This window comes from Vibrio sp. 10N.261.46.A3 (assembly GCF_041472995.1).
Lineage (GTDB): Bacteria > Pseudomonadota > Gammaproteobacteria > Enterobacterales > Vibrionaceae > Vibrio > Vibrio coralliirubri.
In genome coordinates, this window is the sequence record NZ_JBFRRH010000073.1 from 1 (window position 1) to 18,072 (window position 18,072).

21 protein-coding genes are annotated in these 18,072 nt (G+C 46.6%); 11 read left to right on the forward strand and 10 right to left on the reverse strand.

What is annotated here, in order from left to right; genetic code table 11:
• Positions 1-328 precede the first annotated feature (328 nt).
• Positions 329-874 (forward strand): gamma carbonic anhydrase family protein, encoded by a 546-nt coding sequence (locus AB4484_RS17335; protein ID WP_372079493.1) that lies wholly within the window; start codon positions 329-331, stop codon positions 872-874.
• Here the strand turns inward: AB4484_RS17335 and AB4484_RS17340 are convergent.
• The 4 genes from AB4484_RS17340 to AB4484_RS17355 form a co-directional block, all read right to left on the reverse strand.
• On the reverse strand, positions 871-1,140 hold the full coding sequence (locus AB4484_RS17340; protein ID WP_050649828.1) for a DUF1488 domain-containing protein: 270 nt from the start codon (positions 1,138-1,140) through the stop codon (positions 871-873). The two genes, AB4484_RS17335 and AB4484_RS17340, sit on opposite strands and share 4 nt — an antisense overlap.
• A gap of 17 nt (positions 1,141-1,157) precedes the next feature.
• On the reverse strand, positions 1,158-1,988 hold the full coding sequence (gene aroE / locus AB4484_RS17345; RefSeq protein WP_048611196.1) for a shikimate dehydrogenase: 831 nt from the start codon (positions 1,986-1,988) through the stop codon (positions 1,158-1,160).
• Positions 1,989-2,063: 75 nt separating this feature from the next.
• Positions 2,064-2,981 carry an oxygen-dependent coproporphyrinogen oxidase gene (gene hemF, locus AB4484_RS17350; RefSeq protein ID WP_372079495.1) on the reverse strand — a complete coding sequence of 306 codons (918 nt, stop codon included), beginning with the start codon at positions 2,979-2,981 and terminating at the stop codon, positions 2,064-2,066.
• A 19-nt stretch (positions 2,982-3,000) separates the two neighbouring features.
• Complete coding sequence (locus AB4484_RS17355) at positions 3,001-3,558, reverse strand: L-threonylcarbamoyladenylate synthase (protein ID WP_086775447.1); 558 nt, start codon at positions 3,556-3,558, stop codon at positions 3,001-3,003.
• Positions 3,559-3,753: 195 nt separating this feature from the next.
• Between AB4484_RS17355 and purE the strand changes: the two genes are divergently transcribed.
• Entirely contained in the window at positions 3,754-4,239 is a 486-nt protein-coding gene (purE, locus tag AB4484_RS17360; protein WP_004735777.1) for a 5-(carboxyamino)imidazole ribonucleotide mutase, read from the forward strand.
• Between the two features lie 5 nt (positions 4,240-4,244).
• Entirely contained in the window at positions 4,245-5,375 is a 1,131-nt protein-coding gene (locus tag AB4484_RS17365) for a 5-(carboxyamino)imidazole ribonucleotide synthase (protein ID WP_372079497.1), read from the forward strand.
• Positions 5,376-5,462: 87 nt separating this feature from the next.
• Here AB4484_RS17365 and AB4484_RS17370 read toward each other — a convergent pair whose 3' ends face one another.
• Genes AB4484_RS17370 through AB4484_RS17385 form a run of 4 tightly spaced genes read right to left on the reverse strand, consistent with a single transcriptional unit; the run spans position 5,463 to position 8,724 of the window.
• Positions 5,463-6,032, reverse strand: coding sequence for a type I DNA topoisomerase (locus AB4484_RS17370; protein WP_017080840.1), 570 nt, complete (start codon positions 6,030-6,032; stop codon positions 5,463-5,465).
• A 12-nt stretch (positions 6,033-6,044) separates the two neighbouring features.
• On the reverse strand, positions 6,045-6,521 hold the full coding sequence (locus tag AB4484_RS17375; protein WP_029235873.1) for a DUF494 family protein: 477 nt from the start codon (positions 6,519-6,521) through the stop codon (positions 6,045-6,047).
• 2 nt (positions 6,522-6,523) lie between these two features.
• Positions 6,524-7,636, reverse strand: a complete 1,113-nt coding sequence (gene dprA / locus AB4484_RS17380; RefSeq protein ID WP_372079499.1) for a DNA-processing protein DprA — start codon at positions 7,634-7,636, stop codon at positions 6,524-6,526.
• The gene (locus AB4484_RS17385; protein ID WP_372079502.1) at positions 7,633-8,724 is read right to left on the reverse strand and encodes a LysM peptidoglycan-binding domain-containing protein; all 1,092 of its coding nucleotides are present in this window, start codon (positions 8,722-8,724) and stop codon (positions 7,633-7,635) included. The genes dprA and AB4484_RS17385 overlap by 4 nt, the downstream gene beginning before the upstream one ends.
• Before the next feature lie 140 nt (positions 8,725-8,864).
• Between AB4484_RS17385 and def the strand changes: the two genes are divergently transcribed.
• The 6 genes from def (at position 8,865) to AB4484_RS17415 (ending at position 15,361) form a co-directional block, all read left to right on the forward strand.
• Positions 8,865-9,377 carry a peptide deformylase gene (def, locus tag AB4484_RS17390; RefSeq protein ID WP_017058772.1) on the forward strand — a complete coding sequence of 171 codons (513 nt, stop codon included), beginning with the start codon at positions 8,865-8,867 and terminating at the stop codon, positions 9,375-9,377.
• A 37-nt stretch (positions 9,378-9,414) separates the two neighbouring features.
• Positions 9,415-10,362 carry a methionyl-tRNA formyltransferase gene (gene fmt, locus AB4484_RS17395; RefSeq protein ID WP_017058773.1) on the forward strand — a complete coding sequence of 316 codons (948 nt, stop codon included), beginning with the start codon at positions 9,415-9,417 and terminating at the stop codon, positions 10,360-10,362.
• Positions 10,363-10,451: 89 nt separating this feature from the next.
• On the forward strand, positions 10,452-11,732 hold the full coding sequence (gene rsmB / locus AB4484_RS17400; protein WP_052880498.1) for a 16S rRNA (cytosine(967)-C(5))-methyltransferase RsmB: 1,281 nt from the start codon (positions 10,452-10,454) through the stop codon (positions 11,730-11,732).
• Positions 11,733-11,841: 109 nt separating this feature from the next.
• Positions 11,842-13,218, forward strand: coding sequence for a Trk system potassium transporter TrkA (trkA, locus tag AB4484_RS17405; RefSeq protein ID WP_004735766.1), 1,377 nt, complete (start codon positions 11,842-11,844; stop codon positions 13,216-13,218).
• An 80-nt stretch (positions 13,219-13,298) separates the two neighbouring features.
• Complete coding sequence (locus AB4484_RS17410) at positions 13,299-14,744, forward strand: TrkH family potassium uptake protein (RefSeq protein WP_017077319.1); 1,446 nt, start codon at positions 13,299-13,301, stop codon at positions 14,742-14,744.
• Positions 14,745-14,770: 26 nt separating this feature from the next.
• Positions 14,771-15,361, forward strand: a complete 591-nt coding sequence (locus AB4484_RS17415) for a DUF3157 family protein (RefSeq protein WP_372079505.1) — start codon at positions 14,771-14,773, stop codon at positions 15,359-15,361.
• Here AB4484_RS17415 and AB4484_RS17420 read toward each other — a convergent pair.
• Together AB4484_RS17420 and AB4484_RS17425 are read right to left on the reverse strand one after the other, a co-directional pair.
• Positions 15,358-16,011 (reverse strand): hemolysin III family protein, encoded by a 654-nt coding sequence (locus AB4484_RS17420; RefSeq protein ID WP_050622192.1) that lies wholly within the window; start codon positions 16,009-16,011, stop codon positions 15,358-15,360. The two genes, AB4484_RS17415 and AB4484_RS17420, sit on opposite strands and share 4 nt — an antisense overlap.
• 156 nt (positions 16,012-16,167) lie before the next feature.
• Positions 16,168-16,959 (reverse strand): sporulation protein, encoded by a 792-nt coding sequence (locus AB4484_RS17425; RefSeq protein ID WP_048610874.1) that lies wholly within the window; start codon positions 16,957-16,959, stop codon positions 16,168-16,170.
• A gap of 283 nt (positions 16,960-17,242) precedes the next feature.
• Between AB4484_RS17425 and AB4484_RS17430 the strand changes: the two genes are divergently transcribed.
• Together AB4484_RS17430 and AB4484_RS17435 are read left to right on the forward strand one after the other, a co-directional pair.
• Positions 17,243-17,410 carry a hypothetical protein gene (locus AB4484_RS17430; protein WP_004739323.1) on the forward strand — a complete coding sequence of 56 codons (168 nt, stop codon included), beginning with the start codon at positions 17,243-17,245 and terminating at the stop codon, positions 17,408-17,410.
• 131 nt (positions 17,411-17,541) lie between these two features.
• Positions 17,542-17,805: a YihD family protein gene (locus tag AB4484_RS17435; protein ID WP_009848104.1), complete on the forward strand. Its 264-nt coding sequence runs from the start codon at positions 17,542-17,544 to the stop codon at positions 17,803-17,805.
• Positions 17,806-18,072: the final 267 nt, after the last annotated feature.

Consider the following 18,072-nt stretch of genomic DNA (forward strand, 5'->3'; position numbering starts at 1 on the left):
TTAAATTGTTAAAGAGCTTTTCCTTTTTGAGCTTCGCTCAAATCGGACGGCCATTTTAGCGATTTAAGTTTTAGTGTCAACCACTATTTTCAAAACTTTTTTCAAGCGCTTAGCTTGGCTAATTTGACCTGCTGATTCGTTTTGTTTTCTGTTGAAGCCATCCCGTGTCAGCGAGGTGGCATTATAGAGATTTCGATCACACTGGCAAGCCCTTTTTGAAGTTTTTCTTACTTTTTTGATTGTTCGAGCGTTTTTTGTTCAAAACACCCCATTTTCACTAGTATTCTCCTTAATTAAGGGCTTAAGGTACCTATATAAAGGAGGATTTATGAGTTCAATACGCAGTTATAAAGGAATATCCCCTCAGATTGGACAAGGTGTCTATATAGATACAAGTTCAGTACTGGTTGGTGATATCAAAATCGATAACGACTCTAGCGTGTGGCCTTTGGTTGCAGCTCGAGGGGATGTGAACCACATTCATATTGGAGAGAGAACGAATATCCAAGATGGTAGTGTCTTGCACGTCACCCATAAGAATGCAGAAAACCCTGAGGGTTATCCTCTATTAATAGGTAATGATGTCACTATCGGACATAAAGTAATGCTGCATGGCTGCACGATTGAAGATCGTGTACTTGTGGGTATGGGAGCGATCGTGTTGGATGGCGTGATTATCCAAAAAGAAGTGATGATTGGTGCTGGTAGCTTGGTGCCGCCAAACAAAGTACTTGAAAGCGGTTATCTCTATGTAGGAAGCCCAGTAAAACAAGCTCGCCCATTAAATGATAAAGAGCGAGCCTTTTTACAGAAATCAGCTGACAACTATGTTCAGAATAAAAATGACTATCTAGACTCTGTGCTTCCAGTCTAAAGCGCTTTGATCTGAATCCGATTAGAGGAGTCATACTCCTCTTCTTCTATTAACTCTTCCGCTAGCTCTTCAATATCGAAACGTAACTCTGAAAAGATAGCTAAAGCTTGATCGCCTTCTTCTATATCTTTACCTGCCATTCGTGATAATTCCTCAATAGACATGGCACATTCAATTAATGCGCCCGACTGTTGTGCTGGGAAGGTGATTGTTCGACTCTCTTCATCCCAATCTTGGATATCAGGAAATAGAATTGATTGGTTCATTTTTTATAAATACCTCATTACATCTCTAGGTTTTTACGTAATTCTCTTAAAATCTGTTTTGTTCCCGGACGAAGACCACGCCAAAGCATAAAGCTCTCTGCTGCCTGCCCCACTAGCATACCCAAACCATCATAAGCAGCATGAACACCATTATCTAATGCCCATTGATTGAATACTGTGGTTCCAGATCCATAAACCATGTCATAAACGGCGCTAGTAGAATTGAAAATCACCTCAGACACTTCAGGAAGCTGCCCGCTTAGACCAGATGAGGTAGAGTTAATAATGACATCAAAGCCTTCATTAACATCACTTAGCCCCATCCCCTTGATGTTGCCATGCGACGAAAACATCTCAGCCAGAAGTTCAGCCTTGGAGCTGGTTCGATTAGCGACCACCAGCTGTTGTGGCTTTTGGTCGAGAAGAGGTTGAATCACTCCTCTCGCAGCACCACCAGCGCCAAGAAGAAGAACACGTGCTCCTTTTAGCGTGACTTGATGTTGAAGCAGGTCTTGAACTAAGCCCTCACCATCGGTGTTATCACCAATGATCTCTCCGTCATCTAACTTCTTAAGGGTATTTACGGCACCAGCTAGTTCAGCTCTCTCAGTTAGGCGATTGGCAAACTGATAGGCATCTTCTTTAAAAGGCGCTGTGACATTACACCCTCGACCACCTTCGCTGAAAAACGCTTGGGCAGCAGTGATAAATTCACCGTGCTCTGGCTGTAATGCTGTATAGGTAAGTTGTTGGCTGGTTTGGCGAGCAAATAATGTGTGAATGAATGGCGATTTGCTTTGCCCAATAGGGTTACCGAAAACGGCATAACGATCTACTTGCTGTGTCATATCCTTACCTAACAGAAATAAAAAAGGGTCATCTATATAGATGACCCTATCACTATCCCTATAAGGAAGGAAGAACTACCAAACTCGAGGCTTTAGGTAGTAGCTATAAAGCAGAGCTTCCGGTGAACCCGCTTGTGGTTCGTAGCGGTATTCCCAGCGAGCCAATGGCGGCATCGACATCAATATAGACTCTGTGCGACCACCGCTTTGTAAACCAAATAGGGTGCCACGGTCATACACTAGGTTAAATTCAACATAGCGGCCACGACGGTATAGTTGGAAGTCACGCTCACGTTCGCCATAAGGTGTCTCTTTGCGTCGTTCTACAATTGGTAAGTACGCCGCAGCAAAGCCCTCACCGACCGCCTGCATGTAAGCAAAGCTCTTATCGAAGCCCCACTCATTTAAGTCATCAAAGAACAAACCACCCACACCACGTGTTTCATCTCTATGTGGAAGATAGAAGTACTTATCACACCATTCTTTGTGCTCTTGATAAACATCGTCACCAAATGGCGCACAAAGATCTTTGGCTGTTTGATGCCAAGATTGGCAGTCTTCGTCGACAGGATAAAATGGCGTTAAGTCAAAACCACCACCAAACCACCAAATCGGGTCTTCCCCTTCTTTTTCCGCAATGAAGAATCGAACGTTCGCGTGTGAGGTTGGGATATATGGGTTTTTAGGGTGGATAACTAATGAAACCCCCATAGCCTCAAACTTACGTCCGGCCAATTCAGGGCGATGAGCTGTAGCTGAGGCAGGCATAGCCTTACCCGCTACGTGAGAGAAGTTAACCCCACCTTGCTCAAATACCGCACCGTTGGTCATCACACGAGTTCGACCACCGCCACCCAGGCGCTCGCCAGGTTCACGCTGCCATGCATCTTCTTCAAACAGTGCTGTGCCATCAGCTTGTTCAAGCTGCTGGCAAATCGAATCTTGTAGGCTCAGTAAAAACTGCTTTACTGCTTCTTTATCAATTGCTGACATCTTTCTTCCTCTGCAGGGTTTAACCCTGTCTTAATATTTTCGACGTTTTTGCATCTCTAATTTCGCTTGGCTTCTCACGGCCACCCGTTTGACCTTCTAAAATAGCCACCAAATGTTGGCCAAGTTGCTGCTGAACTTCTTCAGTCGTCATACAAGGCGGCTCGCCGGTCAGGTTAGCACTGGTAGAGGTTAACGGCTTACCAAACTCATTACACATTCTTTGAACCAAAGGGTGATCAGTCACTCGTACCGCGATGGAATCAAACTGACCACTTACCCAGTCAGTAACTTTGCTGCTGGTTGGCATGATCCAAGTGACAGGACCTGGCCATGTCGATTTCACTGTTGCCAACTGTTCTTCCGTCAATTGGCTTTCATCAATGTAAGGTAACAGTTGCTCGTAACTCGCAGCAATTAAGATCAACCCTTTCTCGATCGGTCGTTGTTTTAGGTCGAGTAATTTCTTGATGGCTTGTGGATTATCGGGATCACAACCGACCCCAAAAACGCCTTCGGTCGGGTAAGCAATGACTTCACCTTGTTGTAATGCCTGCAAAGTATGTTGAAAGTTATCCACGGGTTGCCTCATTAATTCAGTTATCTAACTCACTAAGTGTACAAATTATCATTCACTGTGACTAAAGCTATTTGTTTATAAAATGTATCAATTAACAACTTAGACTGACGCAAACGTTTTCCTTAAGCAATTTTACCCGTATAATGCGCGCAAAATATCTAATCACTAATTAAATCGTACCTGAAGGAGTTTGAGATGACTGTCGGTATTATCATGGGTTCTAAATCTGATTGGCCAACAATGAAGCTAGCTGCAGAAATGTTGGATCAGTTTGGCGTGGCGTACGAAACAAAAGTGGTTTCTGCTCACCGCACACCTCAGTTGCTTGCAGACTACGCAACCAGTGCGAAAGAGCGCGGTATTAAAGTGATTATTGCTGGTGCTGGCGGTGCAGCGCACCTTCCGGGCATGGCTGCTGCTTTCACAAGCGTACCAGTTCTGGGTGTTCCAGTTCAGTCTAAAGCACTGAAAGGCATGGACTCTCTGCTTTCTATCGTGCAGATGCCAAAAGGTATCGCGGTAGGTACTTTGGCTATCGGTGAAGCTGGCGCTGCCAATGCAGGCATCCTAGCGGCTCAAATCATTGGTACACACAATGAAGAAGTAATGGCAAAAGTAGAAGCGTTCCGTTCTGAGCAAACAGAAACGGTTCTGGCTAATCCAAACCCTGCAGAGGACTAATTCCCATGCATGTTCTTGTGTTAGGCGCGGGCCAACTTGCTCGCATGATGTCCCTAGCTGGGGCACCGCTGAATATTGAAATTTCTGCTTTTGATGTTGGCAGCAAAAATATTGTTCACCCATTAACGCAAGCGATTCTGGGCAACGGCTTAGAAAATGCGATTGAGCGTGCGGACGTCATTACTGCTGAATTCGAACATATTCCTCACGATGTACTTGAGGTGTGTGAACGCAGCGGTAAGTTCTTACCGACAACAGAAGCAATCAAAGCTGGCGGTGACCGTCGCCTTGAAAAAGCCCTGTTAGACGAAGCGAACGTGAAAAATGCCAAATACTACGTGATCAACTCTCGCCAAGACTTTGAAGCTGCGATCGCTCACGTTGGCTTACCAATGGTATTGAAGAGCACACTTGGCGGTTACGATGGCAAAGGTCAATGGCGCTTAAAGACATTAGACAATGTTGACGCGACTTGGACAGAAATGGCTGAGTGCATTGCCGCAACAGACAACCAAGCCATTGTGGCTGAAGAGTTTGTTCCGTTTGACCGCGAAGTATCACTGGTTGGTGCTCGTGGTACCAATGGCGAGATTCAAGTGTATCCACTGGCAGAGAATGTTCACACCGACGGCGTGTTGAGCTTATCAACAGCCATTGATGACATTGAACTGCAAGAGCAAGCGAAAACCATGTTCACCGCAGTTGCAGAACGTTTGGACTACGTTGGCGTGCTAGCTCTTGAATTCTTTGATGTTCAAGGTTCACTGCTGGTTAATGAGATTGCACCACGTGTTCATAACTCTGGCCACTGGACGCAACAAGGCGCAGAGACTTGTCAGTTTGAAAACCACCTGCGTGCAGTGTGTGGCATGCCACTAGGTAGCACTAAACTGATTCGTCCAACCGCAATGATCAACATTCTTGGTGAAGATACTCTTCCTGAAGCAATTCTGGCTCAAGGTGGCTGTCATGTTCATTGGTATGGCAAAGAGAAGCGTGCAGGTCGTAAGATGGGCCACATTAACGTGAGCGCTGACTACAACGCAGAGCTACAAAGAGCATTGTGCTCATTGGCTGACATTCTTGATAAGCAAGCCTACCCAGCTGTGCATGAGTTTGCTGAGCAGATGAAGTAAGCCGACATTGGCTTATTGATATAAAAAGTTCATTGGATATAGAAACGGCGCTCATTGAGCGCCGTTTTTTGTGTCTATAATATCGAGTTATTGAGATTGAATGTGGTGACACTTGCGATCAGCGCATTGCTTCTTGGTACCACTGGCTGTTTTCTTCTCAAGTAACAGCGGGAACTGGCACTGTTCACAACGACCTATAACAGGTGGCTGATTAACGGCAAACTTACACTTAGGGTAGTTATCACACGCATAGAAGGTTTTGCCATAGCGAGATTTACGCTCAACCAAGTGGCCTCGACCACACTCAGGGCAGGCAACAAGTGGCTGCTCTTCAGGTTGTTCTTTCGGTTGATCCAAAGATTCAATGTGATTACACGTTGGGTAACTACTACAACCAATGAACATCCCAAAGCGACCTTGCCTTAATACCAATTCGTTTTGGCATTTAGGACACGGAACGCCCAGCTCTTTCACCACATGACCATCATTTTGATGAAGAGGCTTGATGTAATCACAGCTCGGATACTGCTTACAGCCTAAAAATGGGCCGTGCTTACCATGGCGAAGCTGAAGCTCCCCACCGCACTGTGGACATGGTTCATGCTCTAACGCATGTTCATGTGCTGAAAAAAGCTGATTATCAATCTTACTACTCATGACAAGCCTGTATTAATGCAAGATACCTTGCTCTTTGGTGTACAACAGCTCTTCCATTTGCGTGTAAGCACTTTCATTACCCGGCACATTAAATAGCACCATTAAGATAATCCATTTCAGATCATCCAATTCAAATTCGTTGGTCTCAAGCCCCATCACACGATCAATCACCATTTCACGAATCTCTGTCGTGAGCACGTTGATCTGCTCAAGGAACAATAAGAAGCCTCGACACTCCATATTAATACGTGAAATCTCTCGACTGGTATAAACACGCATCGAGGTATTGGAGCACATAGTAATCGCCGCTTGGTTGTCAGTATCTTGCAGTGCAGCAAGATCTTCTAACCAATGGAGGGCCTTGTAAATATCATCTTGGTGAAACCCTGCTCGAAGAAGCTCATCTTCCAGTTCGTCTTGATCCACCTGCAATTCAGAATCGCTATGGATGTAGGTTTCAAACAAGTACATCAGTATGTCCATCATCATAGCTAGCCTCTCCCCTTTCGAATATAGCCACCGGAAACTGCAACAACATGCCCTAAGAGCTCAAGCTCTAAAAGCTGCATCATGACCTCATGCACAGGTATATGGGTTCTCTGTGCCAAAATATCAACGGGTGTCGCCTCTAATCCTACGTTAGCTAACAGCTGTGGAAATGGCAATTGTTCATTTTCACTCTTGTTCGACGTAGGTTCGAACAAACTGGGCTGCTGATCTATAGACCAGTCTAACAGACTCTTTATTTCAATTAGAACATCTTGAGCGCTCTGTACCAAACATGCCCCAGCCTTAATTAAACTGTTGCCCCCGCGACTGGTTGGGTTATGAATCGAACCGGGAAGCGCAAACACTTCGCGACCTTGCTCCATCGCATAACGCGCCGTAATCAGAGAACCGCTTTTCTCAGCCGCCTCAACGACGAGAGTCCCCAAAGACAACCCACTTATAATACGGTTACGGCGAGGGAAATGTTCAGGTCGTGGCTTAGCGCTTGGGCGGAATTCAGAGATCAGCGCGCCATTCTCACAGATCCTATCGGCTAAATTTCGGTGTCGCGCAGGGTAAATAGAATCCAAGCCAGAACCCAACACAGCAAAAGTTTCCCCTCCTTTATCTAGAGCACCATCATGAGCGTAACCATCAATACCAAGCGCTAAGCCACTGGTGACAATCAAACCGTTTTGGACAAACTCTTTAGCAAAGGACTTCGCGGTTTGCAGCCCTTCGAGACTGGCGTTTCGACTGCCAACCATCGCGATTTGAGGCTCAATCAGCTTTTCGACATGACCTTTAACGAAAAGCACACTTGGTGCGGAGGCGGTCTCGTTCAGCAGTTTGGGATAATGAGGACAATTAGGGGTAATGATGTGATGGTTGGGCTGCCTTGCTTGCCACGCCAGGCAAGCCTCCACTTCTCTAGAGGCTTGCTGTCTTAAGTAGGATATTTGCTTGGCTGACAAACCAATCGCTTGCAGCTGCTGGCTGGAGTAACCAACAATATTCGATGGGGAATCAACACTCAGCAGACGAGAAAGACGCTTACCACCCAGTTGCGGAACAAAGCTCAGCGAGAGCCAAGCGATCAGTTGTTGCTCACTCACTCGGTGCCCTTAACCTCTTCTGTCAACGCAAGATCCAAAGGCGATACCGCCAGAATGTCATTGCTAACCGGCTTGGAGCTTTGAGTGATCAACGCCAAGCTAAAATACTCGTAAGGGCGAATGACCATCAAGCTACCGAGTGAGGTACTTGGCAACTGCACCTTATCGCTCGCCGCTGACTCTTGATAGCTGTATTCACCTTGCTTACCAAACACCACAGCACCGCTTTCGCTAAGCGTAAACATAGAGCCTTGGCGAAGATTGGCCTGTGAGCCTTTGTTGATAACAACGACCTGATTCTTTGCGCTGTATTGGCTGCCATCTAATGAACCCAAGATATTAGCAAACTGCCCCGCCGCACTAGGCGCTGGATAAAATGTGGTTGAGAGCTTCACCTGATCAACACCAAGCTCCGGTAACACGAGATCGTTAAGCAGTACCTCTTGCAGTTGAGTCTCTATCTGTAAGCTACTGAACTCAGCGTCCACTTCTTTTAAGCGTGCCGTGGCGACCAAACGCAACGAGGTCATACTCGCTTGAGGTTGCTGTCGCTGGTAGGTTGCAACGGCGCGGTAGATACCCCACTTTTGATGTTGTTGGTTGCCCGAGATAAACAACCGGTCTTCACCCGATAAGAATCTCTTTCCATCACTCGTCCCTAACACTCGTTGAGCCAATTGAGTATCTTGCTGTTCAACCAAGCGATCAGATTGTAGATAAGGCAGAACCAGCCCCTCATTGACGGTTGGCACCGCTTTCTTCTCCGAGACACGAATCTTAGGGCTCAGCTTGATGACCGGTTTAAGACTCAATACCGGCTCACCATTAATCCAAACCAAAGACAGTTTATCTCCGGGGTATATAAGATGAGGGTTTTCTATCTCAGGGTTTACCTGCCACAACCTTGGCCATAACCACGGGCTATCAAGATACATCGCAGATATATCCCATAAGGTATCGCCCTTTACCACCACATACGCCTCAGGTGCGCCCTGCTTAATGGTTAAAGGTTGAGCACTATTTTCAGCCGTAGCGGCGAACGAAAGCGAGGCACAAACAAGAGAAAAAATGGGAGAAAAATGACGCATGACCTAGGTTCCTTGGTCTGAATATATGACATCTGATTTGAGAATTACCTTCAGGATGCTGTCATTTGACCTCTAAAATGTCTAGAATTGAGCCAACAAGGTTTAAGCTGTTTCGGCACAGTTCAATATTTCGAGTGTATATGTCTGTATTACAAGTATTAACATTACCAGATGATCGTCTACGTACCGTGGCGAAACCGGTAAAAGAAGTTACCCCAGAGATTCAAAAGTTCGTTGATGACATGATTGAAACCATGTACGACGAAGAAGGTATCGGCCTTGCGGCAACGCAAGTAGATTTCCACCAACGCATCGTTGTTATCGATATTTCAGAAACACGTGATGAGCCAATGGTGCTTATCAACCCTGAAATTACAGAGAAGCGCGGCGAAGATGGAATCGAAGAAGGCTGCCTATCTGTACCAGGCGCTCGAGCTCTAGTACCTCGCGCTGCAGAAGTAACGGTTAAAGCATTAGACCGTGACGGCAACGAATTCACATTCGACGCTGATGACCTTCTGGCTATCTGTGTTCAGCACGAACTTGACCACCTAGAAGGCAAGTTGTTTGTTGATTACCTATCGCCACTAAAGCGTAAACGTATCCAAGATAAGCTAGCGAAGATCAAACGTTTCAACGAAAAACAAGGTTAATAACCGCTGCTATTACTAAATTAGAAGGAAGCCTACCTTGAGTCAGTCTTTAAGAATTGTCTTTGCAGGTACTCCGGATTTCGCCGCCCGTCACTTGGCGGCGTTGTTGTCTTCGGAGCATGAAGTTGTTGCTGTTTACACACAGCCAGATCGCCCAGCAGGCCGCGGTAAAAAACTCACTGCGAGCCCAGTAAAAAACATCGCACTTGAAAACAACATTCCGGTTTACCAACCAGAAAACTTCAAGTCAGATGAGGCTAAGCAAGAGCTAGCTGAATTGAACGCTGACATCATGGTTGTTGTCGCTTACGGCTTATTGCTTCCGCAGGTTGTATTAGATACACCTCGCTTAGGTTGTATCAACGTACATGGCTCTATCCTACCGCGCTGGCGTGGTGCTGCTCCGATTCAACGCTCTATTTGGGCCGGTGATAAAGAGACAGGCGTGACGATCATGCAGATGGATATCGGCCTAGATACTGGCGACATGCTAAGCATCGCAACGCTGCCTATCGAAGCGACAGATACTAGCGCATCCATGTACGAGAAATTAGCGGGCCTTGGCCCTGATGCGCTTGTTGAATGTCTAGCGGACATCGCTTCTGGCAAAGCAGTTGCAGAAAAGCAAGACGATGAGCTTGCGAACTACGCGAAGAAGCTAAGCAAAGAAGAAGCGCGTATCAACTGGAGTGATGAAGCTGCGCATATTGAGCGCTGCGTTCGTGCCTTCAACCCATGGCCAATGAGTCACTTTGAAGCAGCTGAGAACAGCATTAAAGTATGGCAAAGCCGTGTGGCAGAGCAAACCTCTGATAAGCCTGCAGGTACCATTCTGCAAGCGGATAAAACTGGTATCTATGTAGCGACAGGGCAAGGCGTACTTGTTCTTGAACAACTGCAAGTTCCAGGTAAAAAAGCCATGTCAGTTCAGGATATCTTGAACTCTCGTGCAAGCTGGTTTGAAGTTGGAACTCAACTTTCTTAACCGCTTTAAAGCTGCCATAACGCAGTTTAGAAAACCTTTACGAGGGCAGAGATGCCCTCATGTATTCAAATAAATATTCGGTACCCCTCATGAATGTTCGCGCTGCTGCTGCAAATGTCCTATTCCAAGTTGTCGATAAAGGCCACTCTCTTTCACACGCTCTCCCTGCGGCTCAAAAAACGATCCGTCCGCGAGACCATGCTCTACTGCAAGAGATTTGCTACGGCGCACTTCGTTACCTGCCTCGTTTAGAGTCAATCGCTAACGAACTGATGGAAAACCCGCTTAAAGGTAAGAAGCGTGTATTCCACCACCTAATCTTGGTGGGCATTTACCAACTAAGCTTCATGCGTATCCCTTCGCACGCCGCAGTTGCTGAAACGGTTGAGGGCACTAAAACACTGCGCGGTCCAAGCCTGAGTGGTTTGATCAACGCTGTGCTACGTAGCTACCTACGTGACCAAGAAGAACTAGACGAAAAAGCCGTTAGCCACAATGCAGGCAAATACGGCCACCCAAGCTGGATCCTAAAAATGCTTCAAGAAAGCTACCCAGATCAGTGGGAGCAATTGGTTGAAGCAAACAACAGCAAGGCACCAATGTGGCTGCGCGTTAACCGCCAACACCACACTCGTGACGAGTATGTTGAACTGCTTAAAAACGAAAACATTGAATACACATTGCACCCAGAAGCAGCTGATGCAATAAAATTAGCTGCACCTTGTGATGTTACTTTGCTTCCTGGCTTCGACAGAGGTTGGGTATCAGTGCAAGACGCTGCCGCTCAGCTTTCAGTTGATTACCTAACACCAAAAGATGGTGAGCTGATCTTAGATTGTTGTGCTGCGCCAGGTGGTAAAACGGCACACATTCTTGAGCACACTCAAGACACTGAAGTGGTTGCGATTGACTGCGACATTAAACGTCTAGACCGTGTTTACGATAACCTTGAGCGTCTACAACTGCGTGCCGACGTAATTTGTGGTGATGCTCGCTACCCTGAAGAGTGGTGGATGGGTGATAAGTTCGACCGTATCCTGCTTGATGCACCTTGTTCAGCGACCGGCGTAATTCGCCGTCACCCTGATATCAAGTGGCTACGTCGTGCATCTGACATTGATGCACTGGCTGAACTGCAAAGCGAAATTATGGATGCAATGTGGCGTCAGCTGAAAGTAGGCGGCACCATGGTTTATGCGACATGTTCTATCACGCCGCAAGAAAACGTGCTGCAAGTGAAAGCATTCCTAGCACGTACAGAGAACGCAACGCTGGTTGGGTCTGATATCGAAAATCCGGGTCGTCAAATACTGCCTGGAGAAGAAGATATGGATGGCTTCTACTACGCAGTTCTAGTAAAACAGGCATAACAACTAACAGCGGCTAAGAATTTATTTCTTAGCCGCTGTTTCTTTCTAGTGCATTATCAAAATAAAGTTAGATAACTAGAATTACCACGGTAAAGAAAAGAGAAAGGCTATGAAGATCATTATCCTAGGTGCTGGACAAGTTGGCGGTACCCTTGCTGAAAACCTGGTTGGTGAAAACAACGACATCACCATTGTCGACCGTAATGCTGACCGACTTCGTGAACTTCAGGATAAGTACGACCTTAGGGTTGTAAACGGTTATGCCAGCCACCCAAACACACTACGTGAAGCGGGTGCGCAAGATGCCGACATGTTGGTTGCCGTAACCAACATGGATGAAACCAATATGGCTGCGTGTCAGGTTGCTTTCTCTCTTTTCAATACGCCGAACCGAATTGCTCGTATTCGCTCTCCTCAATACCTAGAAGAGAAAGAAGCGTTATTCAAATCAGGTGCTATCCCAGTCGATCACCTGATCGCACCCGAAGAGCTAGTGACCAGCTACATCGAACGCCTGATTCAATATCCAGGTGCATTGCAGGTTGTGAGCTTTGCTGAACAAAAAGTTAGCTTAGTCGCAGTAAAAGCCTACTACGGTGGTCCACTGGTCGGTAACGCCCTATCTGCCTTACGTGAGCACATGCCGCACATCGATACTCGTGTTGCTGCTATTTTCCGTCAAGGTCGCCCTATTCGCCCACAAGGCACCACCATCATTGAAGCCGATGATGAGGTTTTCTTTGTGGCAGCGAGTAACCATATCCGCTCAGTAATGAGTGAGCTACAACGCCTAGAGAAACCTTACCGCCGCATCATGATTGTCGGTGGTGGTAACATTGGTGCAAGCTTGGCAAAACGCCTTGAGCAGAGCTACAGCATCAAGCTTATCGAGCGCAGCTACACTCGTGCCGAGAAGCTGTCTGAAGAATTAGAAAACACCATCGTCTTCTGTGGTGATGCGGCAGACCAAGAGCTGCTGACAGAAGAGAACATCGATCAAGTGGACGTATTCATTGCCCTAACCAATGAAGATGAAACCAACATCATGTCAGCCATGCTGGCGAAGCGAATGGGTGCCAAGAAAGTAATGGTGCTGATTCAACGTGGCGCTTATGTCGACCTTGTTCAGGGTGGCGTGATTGATATTGCTATCTCTCCACAACAAGCGACGATTTCTGCGCTACTTACTCACGTTCGTCGTGCTGATATTGTAAACGTATCATCTTTACGTCGCGGCGCTGCTGAAGCGATTGAAGCCATTGCTCACGGTGACGAAACCACATCGAAAGTGGTTGGCCGAGCGATTGGCGACATCAAACTACCACCGGGCACCACTATTGGTGCGATTGTTCGCGGAGAAGAAGTACTTATCGCGCACGATAGAACCGTAATCGAACAAGATGACCACGTAGTGATGTTCCTAGTGGACAAGAAATACGTACCTGACGTTGAGTCTCTATTCCAACCGAGCCCGTTCTTCTTATAGCCTTGTTCTCGTAAGCTTGTTCTCACAACCTTCTTCTTGTGAGAACGATGCTCCGGCTCAAAGCGATGGTCTATTAAGCTATGGTCAACTTTCGTCCGATATTATTAGTGATAGGGTTAGTGTTATCAAAACTCGCCCTTTTCATGTACATCCCTACATTGGTTGCCTTTTTCACAGGCACCGGTGGCTTCCTCGAGTTTGGTCAGTCGGTAGTGATCACGCACATTGTGGCGTTCATCTGCTTGAGCTTAGGCCGTTCAGCTAAGTTCCGACTTGGGGTGCGGGACATGTTCCTGATCACCTCTCTGGTATGGACGATAGCCAGTGCCTTTGCTGCACTGCCGTTTGTCTTCATCAACCACATCAGCTTTACTGACGCCTATTTTGAAACCATGTCTGGTATCACCACGACAGGCTCAACCGTATTAAGCGGCTTAGACAGCATGGCACCAAGCATTCTGTTGTGGCGTTCTATACTGCAATGGTTAGGTGGCATCGGCTTCATCGTTATGGCGGTAGCGGTTCTACCAATGCTCAACGTCGGTGGTATGCGCCTGTTCCAAACCGAATCATCCGATTGGTCAGATAAAAGCAGCCCACGAGCAAAAACCGTCGCCAAGAACATCGTGGCGGTTTATCTGGTTCTGACTGGCTTGTGCATCATTAGCTATCTGTTTGCAGGCATGGGCATCTTTGACGCGATCAATCACGCGTTCACAACACTGTCGACGGGTGGTTACTCAACCTCAGATGGCTCAATGAACCACTTCTCCAACAGTGCTCACTGGGTGGGAACACTGTTCATGTTCCTTGGCGGTCTGCCTTTCTTACTGTTTGTTAGCGCACTGCGAGGCCGAAAACTCTCAATCCTCTACAAAGACGCGCAAGTGAGAGGTTTTACATACCTGTTCTTGGTCACCAGCGCCGTAATATCAACATGGTTGGTGGTTAGAGATGGCTACACTGTTATGGATGCGATGCGTGTTTCGATGTTCAACATCGTATCAGTCGTCACCACAACCGGTTTTGGCTTAGAAGACTTCACCGCGTGGGGCGCACTGCCAACCACCTTATTTGCATTCCTAATGATGGCGGGAGCTTGCTCGGGTTCAACCTCTGGCGGTATTAAAATTTTCCGCTTCCAGATTGCGATGACCATGCTCCACAAACAAATGATGAAGCTGATTCACCCATCAGGCGTGTTTGTTCAACGCTACAATCAGCGACCAGTGAATGACGATATTGTGCGTTCACTCGTGGCATTTGGTTTGATGTTCTTTATCACGATTATCTTAATTGCAGGCGGCTTGAGCGCGATGGGACTTGATCCTGTGACCAGTATATCTGGCGCTATCACAGCCGTTGCCAACGTAGGCCCAGGCATGGGCAGCGTGATCGGTCCAACCGGGAACTTTGCTCCACTGCCAGACGCCGCTAAATGGTTGCTAAGCTTAGGAATGCTGATGGGGCGACTTGAGATATTGACGCTCATTGTTCTATTTTTCCCAGCCTTTTGGCGACGCTAACCAAGCACAAAATCAAGGAAACACAGATGAAACCATACGTACTTCTCGCTGGCGCATTGCTCGCAAACTCAGTATTCGTAAGTTCTGCCTTTGCTGATCAAATGGTCACATTGCCTGATGGCAAACAAGTGTTACTCAAAGATGATTTTACTTGGCAATACGTGGCACCGAAGCAAGCGGAAGCAGCAGCGCCAACATCAGAGATCGCAGTGCCTGTTTCAGCAGCCCCTGTCGTAGCCGTACCTGTCGCAACGAACACGCGTGGCACTACGATTGTGGTTAATAGTAAAAAGCCAAGCTTACAGCTGTCTCAGTCAGGAGTGGATGTTGTACTGGGTGCCAGTCGCTATGAAGATGGTGAGCTTATCATTCCGACAGCCATCACCAACCAAGGCACTCAAGCGGTCATTTTGGTATCACTTAACATCAGCGTGTTTACTGCAGAAGGTGAGTTGTTGGCAGAAGAAGAAGTTGCTGTGTGGAAATCAATCAAACGAATGGCCGACACATACCTACGACCAAAGACGGGTGAAGAAGGCAAGCTAATCAAGCTCGACCTAGAACAACACCCTGAATATCAGATTAAAGCTGAGATTACTGAGGTACTGGCTCGCTAAACCGGAGTCACGTACAGATAGATAGCGAAGAAATGGCAAGCGCAGCCCGCCAACACAAACAAGTGCCAGATGGCGTGGTTGTAAGGGATGCGTTTAGCCACATAGAAAATAACACCCAACGAGTAGATCACGCCGCCGAGCGCCAATAATACCAAGCCGCCCATCTCAATATTCATCGCCAGTTGATACACCACAATCAACGACAGCCAGCCCATAGCTAAATAAATGAACAGAGATAGACGCTTAAATCGGTAGACGAAGGCAATCTTCATGATGATACCGACCAGCGCAATTCCCCAAATAACCGCCATCAAGCCCATCGCTAATGGGGTTCTTAAGCCAACCAATAAAAACGGGGTGTAGCTACCTGCGATGAGTAAGTAAATTGCACAGTGATCGAGGGTTTTCAATAAACGCTTGGTTTTTTCTGTGGTGATCGAGTGATAAAGCGTGGAAGCAAGAAAGAGCAGGATAATGCTGCTGCCATAGATTGCCATACTGGCAACCGTCAACATGTCGGCTTGGTAATCAAACGCGCGAATCAACAACAAGATCAGACCAACCACGCCAAGCACGACGCCCAAGCCATGGGTTATCGCGTTAGCGCGTTCTTCGATGTCGCTGTATTCGCTAGCTGATGATGCAGACATGAGTATCCTACTAGAGTAAATGTTCAATTGACCTAGTATTGCATATTAAGCTTACACGTGTAAGCTTAAATTTTTATGACATCTTTTATGACATTAATAACGCCTAAACTGTGTGATGAGGCTAGGCTCTCTAAAACTAAAGAACCAAAAAGCTGACTAAGAGGCGCTATCTAGATACTCAAGCACCATCTTGCCAGCTTCTTCCGGTGAGGTATCCAATGGCACACTTAATTGACGCTGTAGCTGACCCACTCCCAATAAGCTCGCCAACATGCCTTTGGCACCGTCGCGATTGCGGTCTATCTCAAACCACAACTTAAGCTCAGTTTCATCACGATGAGCTACAACCTCAAGCTCACGCCAACGGCCATGATAAGGACCCGTCGTCGGAACAAACTCGAACTCTTGTACAAATGGCAGTTCAAAGCCTTCTACCGCTTCACACTCCACTTGGCGAATGCGCAGCCCTTGAGCTTCAAGTTCGTTGAAAATACCATCGAGGAGTGCGTCAGGGCGCACCGTTAAGATGTCTTTATCCGATGGATCAATCGCCATCGCAATATCGAGCCCGGTTTCGAGCCACACCTTTGAATCACCAATCGTGACCGGTGTGTTCAGCGGGACATCAAACTCACATTCAAAATCACGGGTTTCACCCGGCTGAATAACAAAGGCATACGGCAGGCTCCATTTGGCCAACGAGTATGTCTGGTGCATTCGACGTGTTTGACCGCCTTCTTGCCTTTGCGAGTTCATAGTAACTTCTTTGACGTAACGACAGCACAAGTTGAGATCGATGTTGTCGATCTCTTGTGGCTGAGCGCCACCATAGACATGCACAATAATGCTCGCCTTCTTACCTGGATAAAGCACTTCCTGTTGCAATACCGAATCCACCTTGGCAGATCCAATTCCAAAACTTGCTAACGTTTTCTTTAAGAACGACATATGCACCTCCTTTAAAGCATCATCTTAAGCCTGAAAGAGGTTCAAACTCAAATATACTGCTCACACTATTTTAGCTCTAATATCGTCTATTTATCACTCAGGCGTCGATCGATAACTTAGATAGTGATAATCTAAGCCTTGATATGCATGCATATCATTATCCTGATTTATTCTTCGGATTGGCGAAAGCCAGACGAGTGACGCTTCAAGCAATTGAAGTGGAGCTCATGGTAAATCAGGCCATTAGATTGGCAATGGATATGCCTGACCGTTAGGTAAATTAATGCGCCCAACAGCTGTCAGGTTCTCGCACACCAACCGTAGTGCGATGCGTCGTCGTAGTGGCTTTGTTGCTGCTCCAACGGCTAAGAAATTGGCTCCTACAATGACTCTAGTTGAGAAGACTGCTTTATTAGCACCGACTACAACGAAAGTGATTAAAGCCGCTTAACAAAAAGCGCAGTTTTTACTGCGCTTTTTTCTTGCCCGCTCCCATCTTGAAATGTGTTTACACATTGGTATTCCCTACCCGATTTGATACCTTAGCCACAAATCATTATAAAATTTGTGGAGAAATAAAGTATGAAGTGTCACCGCATTGAAGAACTGCTTGAACTAATGGAGCCTGAGTGGCAGAAAGATCAAGAGCTTAACCTATTAGAGTTCATCATTAAGCTATCAAAAGAAGCGGGCTACCAAGGCAAGCTTGAAGAACTGACTGACGATGTTCTTATCTACCACCTAAAAATGCGCAACAGCGAAAAAGATGAAATGATCCCAGGTCTGAAAAAAGACCAAGAAGATGATTTCAAAACCGCAATTCTAAAAGCACGTGGCCTTCTTTAGTCGCCCGTTTGTTTAGAGCTCAATTGCCGTATAGATAAAACACTCAATTTTAAAAAGCGACCACCAGGTCGCTTTTTTGTTTCTGTTCGCTATTTTTTCGTCACAACTGTTATGACTTTTGTTGTTAAAGGTTGATAGCGTTAAAGAAATGAGAACAAGATTGTCGCTATAATCGCCATCCATAAGAATCTTCTAAAATAATAAGAGTGAGTGCGATAACAACAAATGCACCAAGCTCAATTTCAACAGGTTCTCTAAACCATACTT